At 58.0% G+C, this 18120-nt stretch carries 13 protein-coding genes; 3 read left to right on the plus strand and 10 right to left on the minus strand.

Annotated features, from left to right (window positions below):
• Positions 1-89 precede the first annotated feature (89 nt).
• The 5 genes from eno to OZX73_RS05770 form a co-directional block, all read right to left on the minus strand.
• Positions 90-1385 carry a phosphopyruvate hydratase gene (eno, locus tag OZX73_RS05750; RefSeq protein WP_277148411.1) on the minus strand — a complete coding sequence of 432 codons (1296 nt, stop codon included), beginning with the start codon at positions 1383-1385 and terminating at the stop codon, positions 90-92.
• 206 nt (positions 1386-1591) lie between these two features.
• Positions 1592-5116 carry a transcription-repair coupling factor gene (mfd, locus tag OZX73_RS05755; RefSeq protein WP_277150940.1) on the minus strand — a complete coding sequence of 1175 codons (3525 nt, stop codon included), beginning with the start codon at positions 5114-5116 and terminating at the stop codon, positions 1592-1594.
• 253 nt (positions 5117-5369) lie between these two features.
• Entirely contained in the window at positions 5370-5969 is a 600-nt protein-coding gene (pth, locus tag OZX73_RS05760) for an aminoacyl-tRNA hydrolase (protein WP_277148413.1), read from the minus strand.
• A gap of 188 nt (positions 5970-6157) precedes the next feature.
• Positions 6158-6652 (minus strand): GNAT family N-acetyltransferase, encoded by a 495-nt coding sequence (locus OZX73_RS05765; RefSeq protein WP_277148415.1) that lies wholly within the window; start codon positions 6650-6652, stop codon positions 6158-6160.
• A gap of 138 nt (positions 6653-6790) precedes the next feature.
• Positions 6791-10042, minus strand: coding sequence for a UPF0182 family protein (locus tag OZX73_RS05770; RefSeq protein WP_277148417.1), 3252 nt, complete (start codon positions 10040-10042; stop codon positions 6791-6793).
• Between the two features lie 184 nt (positions 10043-10226).
• Here OZX73_RS05770 and brnQ point away from each other — a divergent pair, with 184 nt between their 5' ends.
• A complete protein-coding gene (brnQ, locus tag OZX73_RS05775; protein WP_277148419.1) occupies positions 10227-11687 on the plus strand; it encodes a branched-chain amino acid transport system II carrier protein in 1461 nt (486 codons plus the stop codon).
• 380 nt (positions 11688-12067) lie between these two features.
• Complete coding sequence (locus tag OZX73_RS05780; RefSeq protein WP_277148421.1) at positions 12068-12742, plus strand: FCD domain-containing protein; 675 nt, start codon at positions 12068-12070, stop codon at positions 12740-12742.
• A 227-nt stretch (positions 12743-12969) separates the two neighbouring features.
• Here OZX73_RS05780 and OZX73_RS05785 read toward each other — a convergent pair whose 3' ends face one another.
• From OZX73_RS05785 to OZX73_RS05800, 4 genes are all read right to left on the minus strand, one after another.
• Positions 12970-14400, minus strand: a complete 1431-nt coding sequence (locus tag OZX73_RS05785; protein ID WP_277148423.1) for an SLC13 family permease — start codon at positions 14398-14400, stop codon at positions 12970-12972.
• 52 nt (positions 14401-14452) lie between these two features.
• On the minus strand, positions 14453-15331 hold the full coding sequence (locus OZX73_RS05790) for a sugar phosphate isomerase/epimerase family protein (RefSeq protein WP_277148424.1): 879 nt from the start codon (positions 15329-15331) through the stop codon (positions 14453-14455).
• A gap of 8 nt (positions 15332-15339) precedes the next feature.
• Entirely contained in the window at positions 15340-16434 is a 1095-nt protein-coding gene (locus OZX73_RS05795) for a Gfo/Idh/MocA family oxidoreductase (RefSeq protein ID WP_277148427.1), read from the minus strand.
• A 196-nt stretch (positions 16435-16630) separates the two neighbouring features.
• A complete protein-coding gene (locus OZX73_RS05800) occupies positions 16631-17158 on the minus strand; it encodes a gluconokinase (RefSeq protein WP_277148428.1) in 528 nt (175 codons plus the stop codon).
• A gap of 180 nt (positions 17159-17338) precedes the next feature.
• Here OZX73_RS05800 and OZX73_RS05805 point away from each other — a divergent pair, with 180 nt between their 5' ends.
• Positions 17339-17608: a hypothetical protein gene (locus OZX73_RS05805; RefSeq protein ID WP_277148430.1), complete on the plus strand. Its 270-nt coding sequence runs from the start codon at positions 17339-17341 to the stop codon at positions 17606-17608.
• On the opposite strand, the gene OZX73_RS05810 is transcribed toward OZX73_RS05805, so the two are convergent.
• A complete protein-coding gene (locus OZX73_RS05810) occupies positions 17594-18112 on the minus strand; it encodes a gluconokinase (protein WP_277148432.1) in 519 nt (172 codons plus the stop codon). The two genes, OZX73_RS05805 and OZX73_RS05810, sit on opposite strands and share 15 nt — an antisense overlap.
• Between the last annotated feature and the right edge of the window lie 8 nt (positions 18113-18120).

Raw genomic sequence — 18120 nt, forward strand, 5'->3', positions numbered from 1 at the left:
AGAAAATACCCGTCACATTCGACTTACCAGAAGCAAATGTGGCGGGTAAAAGCTCACGGCGCAACCGCGCCGCAATGGCTAGCTAGAAACTACTTGACGTACTTCTTGCAGGCCTTGAAGGCGGAATAGCCGGCGTACTCGGCGGTGGAGCCAAGCTCCTCCTCGATCTCGAGCAGGCGGTTGTACTTCGCGATGCGCTCGCCACGGGCAGGAGCACCGGTCTTGATCTGACGGGTGTTCTTGGCGACGGCGAGGTCGGCGATGGTGGTGTCCGGGGTCTCGCCGGAACGGTGGGAGACCATGGAGGTGAAGCCGTTGGCCGTGGCGAGCTCGATGGCGTCGAGCGTTTCGGTGACGGTGCCGATCTGGTTGAGCTTGACAAGCAGGCTGTTGGCAGCGTGCAGGTCGATGCCCTTCTGCAGGCGCTTCGGGTTGGTCACGAGCAGGTCGTCGCCGACGAACTGGAGCTTGTCGCCCATTTCGGCGGTGATCTTCTGCCATGCAGGCCAATCCTCTTCGGCGAACGGATCCTCGATGGAGACCAGCGGATACTTGGAGACGAGCTCCTTGTAGTAATCCAGCATGTAGTCGGCATCGCGATCGGCGCCGTCGAAGTGGTACTTGTTGGTCTCCTTGTTGTAGAACTCGGAGGAAGCCACGTCAAGGCACAGGCCAATCTGGCGGCCGGGCTCATAGCCGGCGGCCTCAATGGCCTTCATGATGTACTTGAGGGAATCCTCGTTGTCCTTCATCTTCGGGGCGAAGCCGCCTTCGTCGCCGAGACCCGTGTCATGGCCGTCCTTCTTGAGGATGCCCTTGAGGGTGTGATAGACCTCAACGCCAGCGCGTAGCGCGTCGCTGTAGGTCTCGAAGCCGTACGGGGAAATCATGTATTCCTGGATGTCGGTGGCGAAATCAGCATGCGCACCGCCGTTCATGATGTTCATGTTCGGAACCGGCAGGATGTGGCCGTTGGTGCCGCCGATATAGCGGTAGAGCGGCAGTTCCGCGGATTCCGCAGCGGCGTAAAGGGCCGCCAGGGATACACCGAGGATGGCGTTGGCGCCGAGCTTGCCCTTGTTGGGGGTGCCGTCGAGCTCGATCATCGTCTCGTCGAGGGCGCGCTGGTCGGTGGCATCCATGCCGATGACCTTGGGCGCGATAGTCTCGTTGACGGCCTTGACCGCTTCGAGAACACCCTTGCCGTTGTAACGGGACTTGTCGCCATCGCGACGCTCCCAAGCCTCGGCCTCGCCGGTCGAAGCTCCGGAAGGAACCAGGCCGATGCCTTCGGCACCATCAACGGTGTCGAGGACTACCTTGACGGTCGGGTTTCCGCGGGAATCGAGAATTTCGCTGGCATATACGCTTTCAATTGCTGCCACAATTACTCCTTAAAGATGGACTTGCACTAACAGTTCCAAGGTTAGTGGGTTTGATGGACGTAAACAGACAAAACAAGACAAATATTGTGAGCGTTAACAGTTCTTGTTTCCAGTCAATTGCAAGTATTCGACAAGTCGCTTTTATTTGTTGTGATTGTCTTGATAAGCCTTGTCTTTTAGATGCTCCACACCAGCCATCAGCGTGCTCAGCCCTGTTTGGGCCTGCCCGTCCACGCAAGGTCCTCAAGCAACTGGTCGGCCCAGCCCATAACTTCGGGGCTGGTCATCGGCTTGCTGCCCATCGAGCCGCCGAACGGCGCGGGGATAAGGAGCGTGTGGGTGACCGGACGGTATTGCGTGCCCTTGTAAATCCGGGAAAGTCGCATCTGCAGGGATTCCGGCGGGTCAATCTTGGAAATGCGCACACGATTGCCTTGCGTGACGATTTCGGAAATACCGAGCGCACGAGCCTTGCTGCGAAGACGGGCGACATCGAAAAGCGTGTCGAACTCCTCAGGCAGCGGGCCGTAACGGTCGGTAAGCTCCTCGCGCAAATCGGCAAGATCCCCTTCGCTTCGGGCACTGGCCAGCTTGCGGTAGGCCTCGAGACGCAGCTTGTCCGAATCGATGTAGTCGACCGGAATCGACGCCTCGATGGGCAAATCGATGGTGACGGCGACGGATTCCTTGCGTTCCGGTTCCTTGTATTTCTCGACAGCATCGGAGACCATGCGCACGTAGAGGTCGAAGCCGACGCCCTCGATGTGGCCGCTTTGCTCGCCGCCCAAGAGGTTGCCAGTTCCACGCAGCTCCAGGTCTTTCATCGCTACGTCGAAGCCGGAACCAAGCGCCGTGTTCTGCGCGATGGTGGCCAGTCGGTCGTGCGACTGCTGGGTCATGGGCTTGCTTGGGTCGTAGAGGAAGTAGGCGTAGGCGCGTTCGCGGCCACGACCGACACGGCCTCGCAGCTGGTGAAGCTGGCTCAAGCCAAAACGGTCGGCGTGGTCGACGATCAGCGTGTTGGCGTTGGTGATATCGAGGCCGGTCTCGATGATTGTAGTACAAACGAGCACGTCAATATCGCGGTGCCAAAAGTCCTGGATGATGTTGTCGAGCTGCTTCTCCCCCATCTTGCCATGGGCGATGCCGATACGCGCCTCCGGGACGAGTTCGTGAATCTTGGCGGCGACCTTGTCGATGTCGTTGACGCGGTTGTGGACGTAGAAGACCTGGCCGCCGCGCAGAAGCTCGCGCCGAATCGCGGCGGTGACCTGCGCGTCCTCGTAGGCGCCGACGTAGGTGAGCACCGGCAGACGGTCTTCGGGAGGCGTGGCCAGCGTCGACATCTCACGGATGCCGGTGACTGCCATTTCCAGCGTTCTCGGGATTGGCGTGGCGGAAAGCGAAAGCACGTCGATGTTGGTACGCAGTGCCTTCAGCGTCTCCTTGTGCTCGACGCCGAAACGCTGCTCCTCGTCGATAATGAGAAGACCCAAATCCTTGAACTTGATTTTCGGGTTCAGGAGCTTGTGGGTGCCGATGACAACATCCACCTTGCCGGATTCCAGCCCCTTGAGCGTTTCGTCGATCTCCTTTTTGCTCTGGAATCGGCTCATCGCCGCCACGGTGACCGGGAAATTTTCGTACCGCTCGGTGAACGTCTCAAAGTGCTGCTGCACCAGAAGCGTGGTTGGGGCGAGGATGGCGACCTGTTTGCCATCCTGCACGGCCTTGAACGCGGCATGCACGGCGATTTCCGTTTTGCCGAAACCGACGTCGCCACAAATCAGGCGATCCATCGGCACGGGCTTCTCCATGTCGGCCTTGACCTCGTCGATGGTGGTGAGCTGGTCGGCCGTCTCCTGATACGGGAAGGAATCCTCGAGCTCCTTCTGCCATGGGGTGTCTGGGCTGAATGCGAAGCCTTTAGCCTGTTGGCGCGCGGAATAGAGCTTGACCAAATCGTCGGCGATCTCATGGACGTGCTTGCGAGCCTTGGCCTTGGTCTGCGCCCAGTCGGAGCCGCCGAGCTTGTTGAGCTTCGGCTTGTCGGCACCGATGTATTTGGAGACCTGGTCGAGCTGGTCGGTGGGAATGAACAGTTTGTCCGGAGGCGCGTTGCGTTTGGAAGGCGCATATTCGATGACCAGATATTCACGGGTGGCACGGTTGGCTCCGACTCCGGTGGTGCGCTGGCGCATTTCGACAAACTGGCCGATGCCGTGCTGCTCGTGGACGATGTAATCACCGGCCTTGAGCTCCATCAGGTCGATGGCCTTGTGACGGCGACGCGAAGTCTTCTGCTGGGCGACAGCGCTGGTCTTGCCGGTCAGGTCACGTTCGGTGAGCAAAGCGAATTTTGCGGCGGAATCGATGAAACCGTCCATCGCCTGCGAGCGCACGGTGTCGAATCTGGTTACGCCGGTCTGGCCGAGCGCACGCTTCAGGCGGGATAATGTCCCGTTGGCCGCAGCCGTGATGGTGACTTCGAAACCGTCGTCTATCAGGCCTTCGACACCGGTGGTCGCACGTTTTTCGTCGCCACGATACTCCTCGGGAACTTTCGCGTCGAGCTGGACGTGACCGGACAGAGCCTTGTCAACACCAAAGCTGGTCAATCGCCAGACGTCGTGGTTGGAGAATTCCAGCGACCGGATGGTCTCATCGAAATCGAGGAAACTCGCTTGGTCGAAGCTGATGGGCGCACCGGCTCCATGACCGCTGGCGGCCACATGCCAGCTCGCGGCGAGGAACTCGTTGGCAGTTTTGGCGAGGTCGGCCGCGGCGCGACGCAGTTTTTCAGGATCGGAAAGCATGATGACCGCGTCGCGGGGCAGCATCGTGGACACCGGCTGCATATCGTCGATCAGTGCGGGAATCAGCGATTCCATGCCTTCCACGGGGATGGAATCAGCGATAGATTGCAACATGTCATCGGCGTTGGGAATGCGGCCGATCAGCGATTTGGCACGGGCACGCACCTTGTCGGTCAGCTGGAGTTCACGGCAGGGCGTGGCCCAGACGATATCGATGCCGTCGCCGTAGGTGCGCTGGTCGGAGGCGTGGAATTCCTTAATGGTGTCGATTTCGTCGCCGAAGAATTCGATACGCACTGGATGCGGCAAGGTCGGCGGGAAGACATCAACGATACCGCCACGCACTGCGAACTCACCGCGGTTGACGACCAGATCGACGCGGGTATAGGCGTTCTCCACCAGTCGCGCAGAGACCTCGTCCAGCGGAATCTCGCTGCCGACTTTGAACACCAACGGTTCCACGTCGCCCAACCCGGCCACCACCGGCTGAATCAGCGAACGCACCGGCATCACCAGAATGCGAATCGGGCCGAACATCTCGCTGTGCTCTTGGGGATGGCAAAGCCTACGGAATACAGCCATGCGGCTGGCCACCGTGTCAGCACGCGGCGAAAGGCGTTCGTGAGGCAACGTCTCCCAAGCCTCGAGCTGGCTCACTTCATTGGGATCTCCCCCATACCACGAACGAATCGAGTTGACGGTTTCCTCAGCTTCACGGCTCGAAGACACCACCATCACCACTGAGGAATATTGTGCACGCGCGGCCGCGAGCGCCGGCCGTATGCCTTCTGGAGCACCGACAGTCAGCGCCTGATCGGCAGCACCCTCCGGAGCTTCGATCTCACCGGCAAGCAAGTCTCGGAACGCCCCGTCATCATCAAGACGCGGCAGGAATCCGGCAAGTGAGCCGGACATATCCTGCGCGGCATGGTCATCGGTACCTTTCACAGCCTGATCTGGCAGCCTTGCCGAAGAAACATCTGCGCGTTCATTGGAATCTTTGCCAGACGATACCGGCTTTTCTGATACAGACGTATTACAGTGTCGTTGAGAGCTTTTGACGCTGCCTTTTATGGTTTTCAAAGTTGACGTATTTACTTTGCCCTTGTCTGATTGCTTGGTTTTACCGACATGACGTTTATCATCACCACGGCTTTGGCCCTTCGCTTCAGCGGCCATTGAACCGCTCCTGTGCCTCGCTCATGCCTTCGAACATGATGGTCTCCACCGCGTCGGCGCCGTCGGCGAGGAATTCGGGCAGCTCCTTGCGCTGGGACGCGGAGAAGCCGCCAAGCACCCAGTTGACCGTGTTCTCGTGGGCGTGCGGCCCACGGGCGGCGTGGCCGGTGCCCATGCGAACGCGTGAATACTTGTTGGTGCCCAGCGACTTGTCAATGGAACGGATGCCGTTGTGTCCGCCTGCCGAGCCGCCTGCTTTGACCTTGATGCGGCCGAAATCGAGGTCCATATCATCATGGATGGCGATGACCTTGCTGGGGTCGATATCGTAATACTCCGAAATCGACGAAACGGCGTCTCCGGAATCGTTCATATAGGTCAACGGCTTGGCGAGGAAGAACTTCACGCTTTTGCCGCTGAGGTTCATCACGCCTTTGCCCAATTCGGCCAATCCCTTGTGATCGCCAAAGGACACCGACCAGCGCTCCGCCAGCACGTCGGCGGCCATGAACCCCATGTTGTGGCGGGTGCCCTCGTACTTCTTGCCAGGGTTCCCGAGTCCCGCGATCAGCCAGAATTGTGATGCCATCTCTTGCTTTGTTCCTTTTCGTCCGCGATATACAAGCCATATATCAAGTCTCATCAACGCAAACCGCCTGTATCCGGGCATAGCAAAACACACCGAAACGCGGTTATCTGCTCTTCATGATACCGATTCCAACCGACTCTTGACTACACCAAACACGAACACACCTGCAAACACATCGAATGTAGGTATTACAAATCCAAATACCAGTAAGACATATCAAGATAGTCATGACCGTTCCAGCAAGCCTTGGGAAGGAAACCGTAGCGGGTGAAACCGAAATGCTTCATCAGAGCGATGGAGCCGGTGTTGCTGGCGAAAATCAGCGCAATGGCCTTGCGGTCGCCGAGTTCCTTGGCCTTGGCGAGCAGCCATGACACCATCTGGGTACCGTAGCCCTGACGCTGCGCGGCGTTGGCGATGTAATAGCTCAACTCCACCACCCCGTCATAGCCGGCGCGTGGATGAAAACGCGACAGGGAGCCGAAGCCGACGATCTCCCCGTTTTCGTCTTCCATGACCACTACAGGAAAATCACGGCGCGGCTCGTGCTCCGACACCCATTGACTTCGCTGTTCGAGCCTGCGTGGGGTCAGATCGGCCGTCGATCCGCCGGCTACGACGGCTTCGTTGTAGATGTCGGTGATCGCCTGTAAATCACCATCCAACGCCGCTCGAATCATCATTGCCTCTATCCAAAACTATTTGAAGCCGTTGAAAAAAACGGTCCAGAACTTACTGATGAAATATGATAACGGCGCTATATGAACAACAAACGAAATGTCGCGTTCATATAACGCCGTTATCCCAGCCCAATCGGCTTATTACTGCTGGCCCTCCAATTGCAGGGCACGGTTCAACTGGTCGCTGAGGTCCTGCTGAGCCTTGCCGTAAGCGGCCCAATCGCCCTTCTTCATGGCGGCGTCGGAATCCTTCATAGCCTGGCCCGCCTTGTTGAGGGCGTCCTTCAGGTCTGGATTGTTGGCGGCGGCGCCGGATTGGTTGGACGTGCCGGCTTGCCCATTGGCCTTGCCGGAATTGTCGCCTTGGGTCGTGGAGCTTCCAGACAAGGAACCGCTGGCCGCGGCGCCGCCCTTGTTCTCGGCGTCGCCCGCCGAGGCGCCGGAATCGCCGCCGAAGACCTGATCAAGCGCCTCGTCCAAGGTGTCCGCGAAGCCCACTTGGTCGCCGAAGGCCACGAGGACCTTCTTCAACAGCGGGAAGCTCGTGGCGCCGCTGGACTTGACGTAAACAGGCTCGACGTAGACCAGCCCGCCGCCCAAAGGCAGGGTGAGCAGGTTGCCGCGCACCACCTTGGTGGAGCCGGATTCAAGGAGGTTGAGCTCCTTGGAGACGTCCGCGTTCGAGTTGAAGTTGTTCTGCGCCTGGCCTGGGCCGGGTACGTTGGCATCCTTCGGCAGCTCCTGCAATCGCAGGGTGCCGTAGTTCGGCCCGACCTTGCCCTTGGTGTTTCCTGCATCCGAGTCGACCGAGAGGAAACCAGTAAGAATCTCACGGGTCGAGTTCGGGTCGCCCGCTGGGATGAAGGTCGAGGTCAGCGAGAAGAGCGGCTTCTTGGAGCCACCGGTCTTCAACGTCAGGTAGTACGGCGGCTGCAGCACGTCGCGGCTCTGGGCGTCCTTGGACTCGGTCGGGTCGACCGGGGTCTGCCAGAAGTCCTCGCCCGAGAAGAACTGGCCCGGGCTGGTGACGTGGTACTTGGTCAGCAGCTGGCGCTGCACCTTGAAGAGGCTTTCCGGGTAACGCATGTGGCTCATCAGCTGGCCGGAGATGTCGGAGATTGGGTGGTACTGGCCCGGGAAGATCTTCTGCCAGGCCTTGATGACCGGATCCTGCGTGTCCCAAGTATAAAGGTTCACCGAACCGTCGTAGGCGTCGACCGTGGCCTTCACCGAATTGCGGATGTAGTTGGCCGGTTGCGAATTGAGCCCCTGAATGGTGTTCGAGGAGATCGTGGTCGAATCCTGTGTGGCCACTCCGAGGTCCGTGGTCTGCGAATACGGGTAGGCGGCGGAGGTGGTGTAGCCATCGACGATCCACTTCACACGGCCATTGACCACGGCAGGATAGACACGTCCATCGAGCGTCAGGTACGGGGCAACCTTGGCGACGCGGTCGCGCGGGCTGCGGTCGTAGAGGATCTGCGAATCGGAGGTGACACGGTCGGAGAAGAAGATCTGGTCGCTGCCGAAGCGGATGGCGTAGAGCAGACGGGTCAGCATGTTGCCGACCTTCGGCCCGCCGTTGCCCTCAAAGGTGTTGGAGGCGCCGGTGGAACCCTTCGGATAGTCGAACTCCCAAGGCGAGGTGCCCTTGGGCGAGCCGACGATGGAGTACTCCGGCGAGTTCGGCGAGAAGTAGATGCGCGGCTCGTAGTGCTGCGTGTCGGTCAGCTTGCCTTGGGTCGGGATGCCGGATTCGAAGAACTCCGGGTTGCCATCGCTGGTCACCTTGTTGCCATAGGCCGCCACAATGCCATAGCCGTGGGTATACACGGTGTGGTCGTTGACCCAGTTGCGGTTGTCGTTGCCGTCGAGGTTCAACTCGCGGGCGGCGATCACCGTGTCCTGGCTCTTGCCGTTGATGTCGTATTTGTCGACCGCGAGCGAATCCGCGAAAGTGTAATACTGTTTGGACTGCTGCAACTGCTTGAACGTGGGCGAGGTGATCAGAGGATCGAGCAGACGAATCTGCGCGGTGGTCTCCGGGTCGCTGGCCAAGGCTCCGGACTTGCCTTCGGTGGTGGCGTTGTAGCCGCCGACCTTGACCTTGTCGAGTCCGTAGGCCTGCTGGGTCGCTTTGATGTTGCGGGCGATATAGCTCGACTCCATCTCCTGCTCGTTGGGGCTGACCTTGAAGCGCTGCAAAAGCAACGGCCAGAGCATGCCGAGCACGATGGCCACGACCAGAACCGCGGCGATGGCGATCATCGGCACACGCCACGCCTTGACGGCCGCGACGACGCGGGTGTCCGGCGAGGCCGGCCCGTCGAACGAATGCGAACGCATGAGCCAGACGCCCAGCAACACGCCAAGGATCGCGGTCAAAGCGGCAAGGATGAAGGTGACGGGAACGCCGGCGTGCACCGTGGTGTAATCGGCGCCGGTGAACCGGTTCCCGCTCTGGGTGAGCGTGTCGAAAACGCCGAGGACCTGACGGGCCGACCACGCGAGCATGTTGAGGATGAACCAGACGCTGATCTGGCGACGCGCGTACTTGGTCATCGTCATGATGCCATGTCCATTGACCGGCATGGTGATGCGGATGCCGCCCATGGCGAAATGCGTGACCACGCAGAAGAGCAGGCCGAAGAACAGGAGCATCCTCAACGCCGAGAGCATGAAGCTCAGTCCGGGAAGGATGAACACATAGAAGCCATTGTCGATGCCGAACTGGGGATCCTTGATGCCGAACGGCTGGGCGTGGAACATCAGCAGGACCTCGGACCAGTTCGAGTTGAACTGGAAGCCGAAGATCAGGCCGACGACCAGCGAGACGATCACGGCCACTTTCCTGGCGGACTTGGAGCTCACCGACTTGCCGACCTCGACGACATCGCCTTTGACGCGGATGGTGGAGCCGTCCGCGGAATCCGGGCGCTTGCGGATGGCCATGGTCGCGGCGAAGTAGCTGACCAAAGCCATCAACACGGCGAACGCAGCCCATAAACCGATCTTCGTCCACAACTGCGTCCAGACGACCGACTGGAAGCCCAGCTGGCCGTACCACATCAGATCCGTGACGAAGTGATCGAGCCCGAAGAGCAAGGCCAGGACCAGCACCACGACCACAACCACGCCGATGAAGACCTTCGTGCCCTTGGAGGCCGGCTTCGGCTGATAGCTCGCACGACGCGTCAGGCGCGGGTTGCCGTTGCGCGGCGGCCAGAAATCACTCGTTTTGAAGTTCGTGCGCTTGCGGCCGGCATGGCCGTCGTCGTCGCCATCGGTATGGATGTGCAGAATTTTAGGGTCATCGTCATCGTCGTTCTGGCGGTAACGGTTGGAGCCATTGCGCGGGTCCGGGAACCCGCCGAAAAAGTCGAAGAAAGACATGCCTCAATCGTAGCGAAAGGTGTCGCCCGTCACCTTTGAGCGAAGCCGGTAAACCAGCGATAATCAAAATCATCGAGAACCGTGAAATTAGACAAGACCAACTTGACCGTCCTTCTCCTTATAGTGGTCAGCATTGAAGGTCGTGCGTCGACACAATCGCCGCAATCTCAATACCGGAGGAAACATGGAAAACATCACGGAACCAGGCGCGGCGAAGGCCGATGACGCCACTGGGACGACCACGAACGGCGCACAACGCCAAGGTGTCGTCAACGACAACAATCACGCGTCGGTGGAAGGCAAGGCGCAACGGCTTTCGGGCAAGCACCGGCTGGTCACCGCGTTCACGTTCTTCTCCATGTTCTTCGGGGCCGGCAACCTCATCTTCCCGCCGCTGATGGGCGCCCAGGCGCAATCCGCGGCGCTGCCTGCCACCATCGGGTTCATCGTCTCGGCCGTGGGCCTGCCGATCCTCGGCGTGCTGGCCGTCGCCTCGGCGGGTGGCTTCGAACACCTCGCCTCACGCGTCTCCCCCAAGTTCGCAGCCGTCCTGGCATTCGTCATCATCATGGCCATCGGCCCCTGCTTCGCCATCCCACGCACGGCCACCACCTCCTATGAGATGGCCATCACACCGTTTGTCGGCGAGAACAACCGCTTGGCGCTGCTCATTTACTCACTGGTCTTCTTCACGTTGTCGTTCATCCTGAGCCAGCACCCCGAGAAGCTCTCCAAATCGCTGGGACGCTTCATGGGGCCGCTGCTCTTGGTGCTCATCGCCGTCATGTTCGTCGCCTGCATCTTCATCAACCATGCCCCGCTCGGCAAGCCGTTCGGCGAATACGCGCATGGTTCGCTGGTATATGGGTTCATCAATGGCTACCAGACCATGGACCTGCTTGCCGCCTTGTACTTCGGCATCGTCATCTCCGCGAACATTTCGGAATTCGGCGTCACCGACACCAAGGCCAACCGCCGCGAGACCGGCATCGCGGGAACCGGCGCGGGCATCCTGCTGATCCTCATCTACGCCGCGCTTTCCTTCATCGGTGCGGTGAGCGGAACCATCAAATCCGCCAACGGCAAGAACGACACCGGAGCCACGGTGCTGACCAATCTCACCACTTCGGCCTTTGGTTCCATCGGCACCGCCTTCGTCGGCCTCATCTTCATACTGGCCTGCTTCAACGTATGCACCGGGCTCATCTCGACCTGCGCGACCTATTTCGAAGAGACATTCCCCACCGTCTTTGGCCATCCGGTCAGATACCGCGCATGGAGCGTGTTCTTCGCCGTGTTCAGTTTCATCGTCTCGAACGCCGGCCTGAGCGCCATCATCACCGTCTCGTTGCCGGTGCTTGGCGCGCTCTATCCGATGGCCATCGTCCTGGTATTGCTCAATCTCGTGCAAAAGCCCTTCTCGTCCAAGTTCCCGCGCGTCTACTTCTGGACGGTGCTGTTGGTGGCCATATTCACCATCTTCGACTGCATCGTCAAACTGCTGGCTGTTTTCGGGCTTTCGGTGACATCGGTGAGCAACGCTTTGGCCGCCCTACCACTTTATAACGCCCAACTCACTTGGCTCATCCCCGCAACCACAGGCATCGTCATCGGCATCATCGACAGCCTGATCCGGCGCAAATAGCAATTATTCTGAAGCCTTTGAAAGGTGGGCTTGTCCATACATCCAAAGCCATCACGCTGATCGAATCATTCCCATGGAAGAGATAACCCTCTATTGATTGGAACGCTCATGAAGGCAAAGATAATATTTTATTATTATCAATGACTCCTAATTCGGTTATTTTCCAATTTTTATTCGATTAAATTAGCTTTTCCGTAGGTTTTTGCTACGCTAAAGGCATGTGCACGAAATCAGAGGACTCTATTTCAGTTTCTGCTCCTCTTCTCAGATTCAAGAAAACGACTCCATTGCTGGCAAAAACACATTCAGACAAAAAGCATAAACCCGATGACGCACGTTCTTCGGACGCAACCCTCGCAACCGCGAAAAACTCCGCCCCTATGCACTATGCAATCGCGGAGCAACTCGCCGTGGACATCATAGAAGGCCGTTGGAAACCCGGCACGAACATCACCCTCAACGACATCCAGCAGAAGTTCTCCATTTCGCGTACCGTGGCCCGGGAAGTAGCGCATACACTGGAATCGGCGCACGCTGTCGTCATCAAAAAGCGCGTCGGGCTCATCGCCCAGGATCTTGACAACTGGCTTTCGCTCGACACACAGGTCATGCAATGGAAACTCCATTCCAGCTATCGCAAGCAGCAGCTGCTGACCCTGACCGAGCTGCGTCTGGCCGTGGAACCGTTCGCGGCGGCGGACGCCGCGTTGAAAGCCCCACTCGAGACCAAGGCCCTGATGCCGGTCATGGCCATGCAGCTGAGGAAAGACGGGGAATCCGGCAATCTCGAGGAATTCCACAAACTCGATATCCGCTTCCATGACGAGGTGCTCACCAGCAGCGGCAACGAATTGTTCTCAGCCCTCTCGCCTCTGGTCAATATCGTGCTGGCCAGCCGCGTGGAACAAGGTCTTTATCCGTCAAAACCAAGGCCGGAGGCCTTGGACGCGCATGACGAGGTCGCCGACGCGATATGGAAAGGCGACGCCGAAAAAGCCAAAAAGGCCATGACCCTTATCGTCGACGAGGTGCGCACCACGACAGAAAGCGCGTGAATCCTTCAAAAGCAGGCGAAACCCCATAGACATTCGCATAACTGTCTTTTGGCGCAGTGAACGCCATCCGCGCTTACGGTAATGCCTGCCTACGCCTCAAACATAAAGGGTGCTGTCCTCCAAATCAGAGAACAGCACCCTTTTACCTTTTCATCCCGGCCTCTTACGGTTCATGTCCGAACAGCTCGGGCGCGAACCTTGGAACCAATACGGAGGCCGGTTGCGAATCAGGCGATGACGCCCAACGCGTTGAAGATGCACAGCGCGATGAAAGAGACGATGCCGCCAAGGGCGTTGACCGTCGTCAGATACTTCAACCCCTGCTTGGTGTTGAGGTTGAACAGCGAGGTCATCATCCAGAAACCGCTGCAGTTGACGTGCCACAGCACCATGGAGCCGGCGCAGATGGCCAAGGTGGCCACGATCGGCGACAAGGCGAGCGCACCCATCATCGGGTTGATGAGCGATGCGGAGATCATGACGGCGATGGTCATCGAACCGGTCGCGCCCATGATGACGGCGGCCAGGACGAACGGGATGATGATGGCCGGGATGTGCATGCGGACGATCATCTGACCAAGCTGCTTGACCACGGCGTTGTCCTGAAGGATGCCGCCCAAAGCGCCGCCCATGCCGATCATGATCAGGGTGTCGATCGAGATCTTCATGGCGCGCTTGACCCAGCTGTTCATGGAGATCTCCAGGGTGGAGGACTTGTCGGTCAGACTGGAATCATCCTTCTGCGCGTTCTTCAGCACCGTCGACTTACGTCCGATGATCAGCAGCGCCACCAGGATGACGCCGACGAACAGGGCGAAAGTGGTGTTGCCGATGGAGCTGAAGAAGGTGTAGGTGGACGAACCCTTCTTGCAGAACATCTCGCCGATGGATCCGGCGCCGATGAGCACCAGCGGGACCAACAGCGGCATGAACGACAGGAACGTCGAAGGAGCGCCCTCTTCCTTGATGCACATCTCCTCGACCGTGGCGTCTTTCGGGGCCTCTTCATATTCACTGGCGAACTGGGGGTTCGCGGGAATGTATTCAGCCCTGGAAAGGAACGGCTTGCTGATGAAATAGGTGACGATGAAGGCGATGAGGCTGATGATGATGCCCCAGATCATGACCTGGCCGACATCGGCGCCGAAAAGGGCCGTGACAGCCAGAGTGCCCGGGTGGGTCGGGACCAGACCGTGCGTGACGGTGAGGCCGAGGCAGACCAGCGGGGCGACAAGCGCCATGCTGATGTGCTTGCGCTTGCCGATGATCGCCGTGATCGGGGCGGTCAGCACTTCGGTGACGTTGCCGAAGACCGCGAGGGTCATCGTGAACGCCGCGGACGACGGCGCCAGTTCCAGGTGCTTGCCACGGAAAAGCCTGATGAAGAAGTTGGTGATCTGCGTGGCGGCGCCGGTATCCTGGATGCCCATCGCGATGATGGCGCCGAAGATGATGGTGATGCCGATGCTGCCCAAGGTCGAGCCGAAGGACTTATTGATCTTGTCCATTGTGTCGGCGAGATTGCCACCCAACGTCAATCCCAGCAACAGCGCGATGACGAACAGCGACATGACAGGGTTGATTTTCAGTTTGACGGTGAACAATACCAGCAATACCACCGCAATGATCAAAATGATCAGAAATACTGCAGGACTCATGATGTCCCTTCCTTACTTATAGGAATTTATGGATTTACGAAATGGAAGCGCTTTATTCGGCCACGCCCGCCTTTTCCATCGCGTCACGGGTGGTCTTATAGGCATGGGAGAACACCCATTCCGGCGATTCCTTCCAATAGTCGGGACGGAACGTCTCGATGGACACCACTCCGCTGTAGCCGATCCGCTTCAGCACCCGCAGGAAGTCCTGCAGATCGATGTCACCGGTTCCGCAGAAGCACCTGTTGGTCTGCGTGAGCCCTTCCATCGGGCGATCGTCCGCATCGTTGATATGGACGTCGAAGACCTTCTTGGGGTCCGCCAGCTCCATCACGGAGAAATCCTGCAGTTGGTGATAGAGATAGAGGTTGCAGGCATCGAAGACCAAGCCGACGTTGTCCTTGTCGACGGCGTTGACGATGTCGGACGCCTGTTCGACGGTGCGGATGGAGCTGTATTCGTGACCCACCGACTCGAGGCACAGCTTGACGTCGTACTTCGCGGCCATGTCGCCGAGCTTCTTGAGGATACGGACGCAATTGGCAAAAATCGTCTCCCAAGGGGTGTCGTAGATGCCCTCGACCTCCGGGTTGCGGTGCAAGGGCGCGACGACGATGAACGTCTTGGAGCCAATGCGCTGGGCCGTCTCGCAGCCAAGCTGGAAGTCATCCATGACCTCCTGGTGCTTAGCCGGGTCGTCATGGTCGGTGAACAGGTCCTCATAGATGTACAAGGCGTTCATGGCATGAGGACGAACCCTGCTGTGCTTGAAGAAATCAGCCAGCTCGTCGACCGAATGGTCCTTCAGGTAGTTCCTGAGCATGTCGAGCCTGATCTCGATGGCGTCGAAACCATATTTCTCGGCCAACTCAAGATCGGTCTGCAGATCGGAACAATCCCTTGCGGTCGCTTCATTGAAACCTATTTTCATGTCTTTCCTCACTTCTGATTGGTACGGATCGGGAACTTGATCGGCTCATCGCTCTTGGTGCTCTGATAGATGGCGGTGAACAGCTCCACCGTCCTGCGGCCCTCATAGCCATCGACCAAAGGCTGGGTCCCATTGGCCACGGCGCTGAGGAAGTCCTCGATCTGCAGCCGATGGTAATAGCGCATGGAATCGACGCTGTTGAAGAAATCGCTGTCTTCCTTCTTCCAGACCTCCTGCTTGTCGGCTTCGCCTTCCACCGTCCACAGATCGTTATACGGAGGCTCGGTGATCGAGGAGACGCCGGCGATGAACATCGCGCCGCCGTCGGTCTGCACACCGATCGAGGCACCGTTCTCGCCGTAGACATGGACCTTGCCGTAAAGGGCGGGGTTCTGGGAATTGCTGACGACGATGTTGCCCAATCCGCCGTTCTTGAACTTGACGACAGCCACGGCCGTGTCCTCGACCTCGATATACGGATGGTTGAGGTTGCGCCATACGCCATAGACCTCATCCACCTCGCCCATGTACCAAAGCAGCAGATCCAGCTGATGCGGGGCCTGGTTGACGAGGACGCCGCCGCCTTCACCATCCCAGGTTCCACGCCAGTCGTCACTATCGTAATACGCCTTGTCGCGCCAGCCCAGCATGCGGACCGCGCCGAGCACCGGCTTGCCAATCTTGCCGTCGTCGATCGCCTGCTTCATGCGCATGCAAGGACGATAGAAGCGACGCTGGCAGATCACACCGACCTGCTTGTGCGTTTTCTCGGAGGTGGCGAGGATGGCATCGCAGTCTTCCAGCGAGGAGGCCATCGGCTTCTCGATCAGTACATTCGCCCCGGCTTCCATCGCGGCGATCGCGGGCTTGGCGTGGGCGGGATGCGGGGTGCAGATGCTCACCACATCGATGTGTTCCTTTTCCACCATCTCAGCCACATCATCGTAAGCGTGGACACCATATTTGGCCGCGTATTCGCGTGCCTTGTCGATATTGCGGCTGCAAACGGCCGCGAATTCAGAATTTTCCAGCTTCATGAACGCTTGGGCATGGAAATCGGTTACCTTGCCGCAACCGACGATAGCGGTTCTCAATTTGCTCATTGTTTTCTCCTTTGAAAAATAATTGATAATTATGCAGTTTTGAATTCTTGCAATCGAATATTCATTGCGATAATCAATTCTCCACTGGCGCTCCTTTCATGTCGTCCTGCGATTTTCGCACCGCGTAAAGCCTCAAACACCGGAATGGGATCGGCACCATTCCGACATGTTCAACGCGGCTTCATCGCCCACATTTTCAAACATTGGACCCCAATCTCTCGGCTTCATATCCTTTGATAAGGTCGATCGCCCGTTTTTCGACTTCCCCAGGCGTGGCATCGATCGAGATAGCGGCGCCCGGTTCGTCCTCGGCCAGGGGCTCGAGATCGCCAAACTGACTCGGCAACAATGACGTCGGCATGTAATGCCCCGTGCGCTGAGCCAATCTTGACGCGATCAGATGTTCGGAACCGACCAGATGAATGAAAAAGACATCGACGTTCTTGCGTAACACATCACGATAGGAACGCTTCAGAGCCGAACAAGAAACTACAGTCGACTCCCGTTTCCCCTCGTGTTCGACGATCCATCCGTTGATGGCTTTCAGCCAAGGCCAACGATCCTCGTCAGTCAGCGGAATGCCATGGCTCATTTTCTCGACATTGGCCGGGGAATGGAAATCATCGCCTTCAGCCATGACGAATCCCAATTGATCCCGTATAGCCTCGGAAACAGTAGTCTTCCCGCATCCAGAAACGCCCATCACGACAATGTGAATGCTCATGCCATCTCCTTATATACACGAACAGACCTGGTATGTACTATATTAATCACATCATATCAATCTGTCAAAAGAAACTACCAAAAAAATATTAAATACTCTTTTTAACATACAACTTGAGTCAGGGTCATCGATTTTAGCTAGGTAATCTTGACGGCGACCCACAAGATTCCAACCCGCAGGATGACGCCGAAAGACATTTTTAAGAAAAACGTTTTATTTTTGAAAGCGAATGTTCCATGCCGTTTTGTTCCGATACAGGATGAAGCTTTCACCGCTGGAAAAACAAAACATTGCCTCAACACATGCATAGACGACTTTGTCCGTGTCTTAAAAACTCAAAGAAAAACGAAAATCCGCCGCATCGCGTTGGTCATCCCAGGCCTAAAAATGACTCAATCCCGGATTCACCAAGCCGGGAAAATCAAAACCCGGGCCTCACGAGGCGATTGATGCCCGCCATGCGTTCACGGCCTTCGCGGCTTCCTCAATAACATGTTCTGGCGAGGCGTCAATCGACACCTCAACGCCCTCTTCACCCGGTTGCAGGGACTCCAAATCCGCAAACTGGCTGGGAAGCAGAGAGACCGGCATATAATGGCCTTTGCGCTGCCGCATCCTCGAACCAATCAAGTCCTGGGAACCCACCAGATGAATGAACAGGACATCCAGGTCCTTACGTAATACATCACGATAGGCGCGTTTCAGCGCGGAACAGGAGACGACAGTGGACACGCCCTTGGCGTCCTGCTTGCGCATCCATTGGTTGATGGTCTTGAGCCAAGGCCAGCGATCCTCGTCGTTCAGGGGGATGCCGTGGCTCATCTTGTCGACGTTGGCCTGGGGATGGAAGTCGTCGCCTTCGGCCATCTGGAAGCCGAATTTGTCGGCGAGCGCCTGGGCCACGGTGGTTTTCCCACATCCGGAAACGCCCATGACGATGATGTGTGTGCTCACGGCCTATC

It is taken from the genome of Bifidobacterium sp. ESL0775, assembly GCF_029395475.1.
Classification (GTDB): Bacteria; Actinomycetota; Actinomycetes; order Actinomycetales; family Bifidobacteriaceae; genus Bifidobacterium.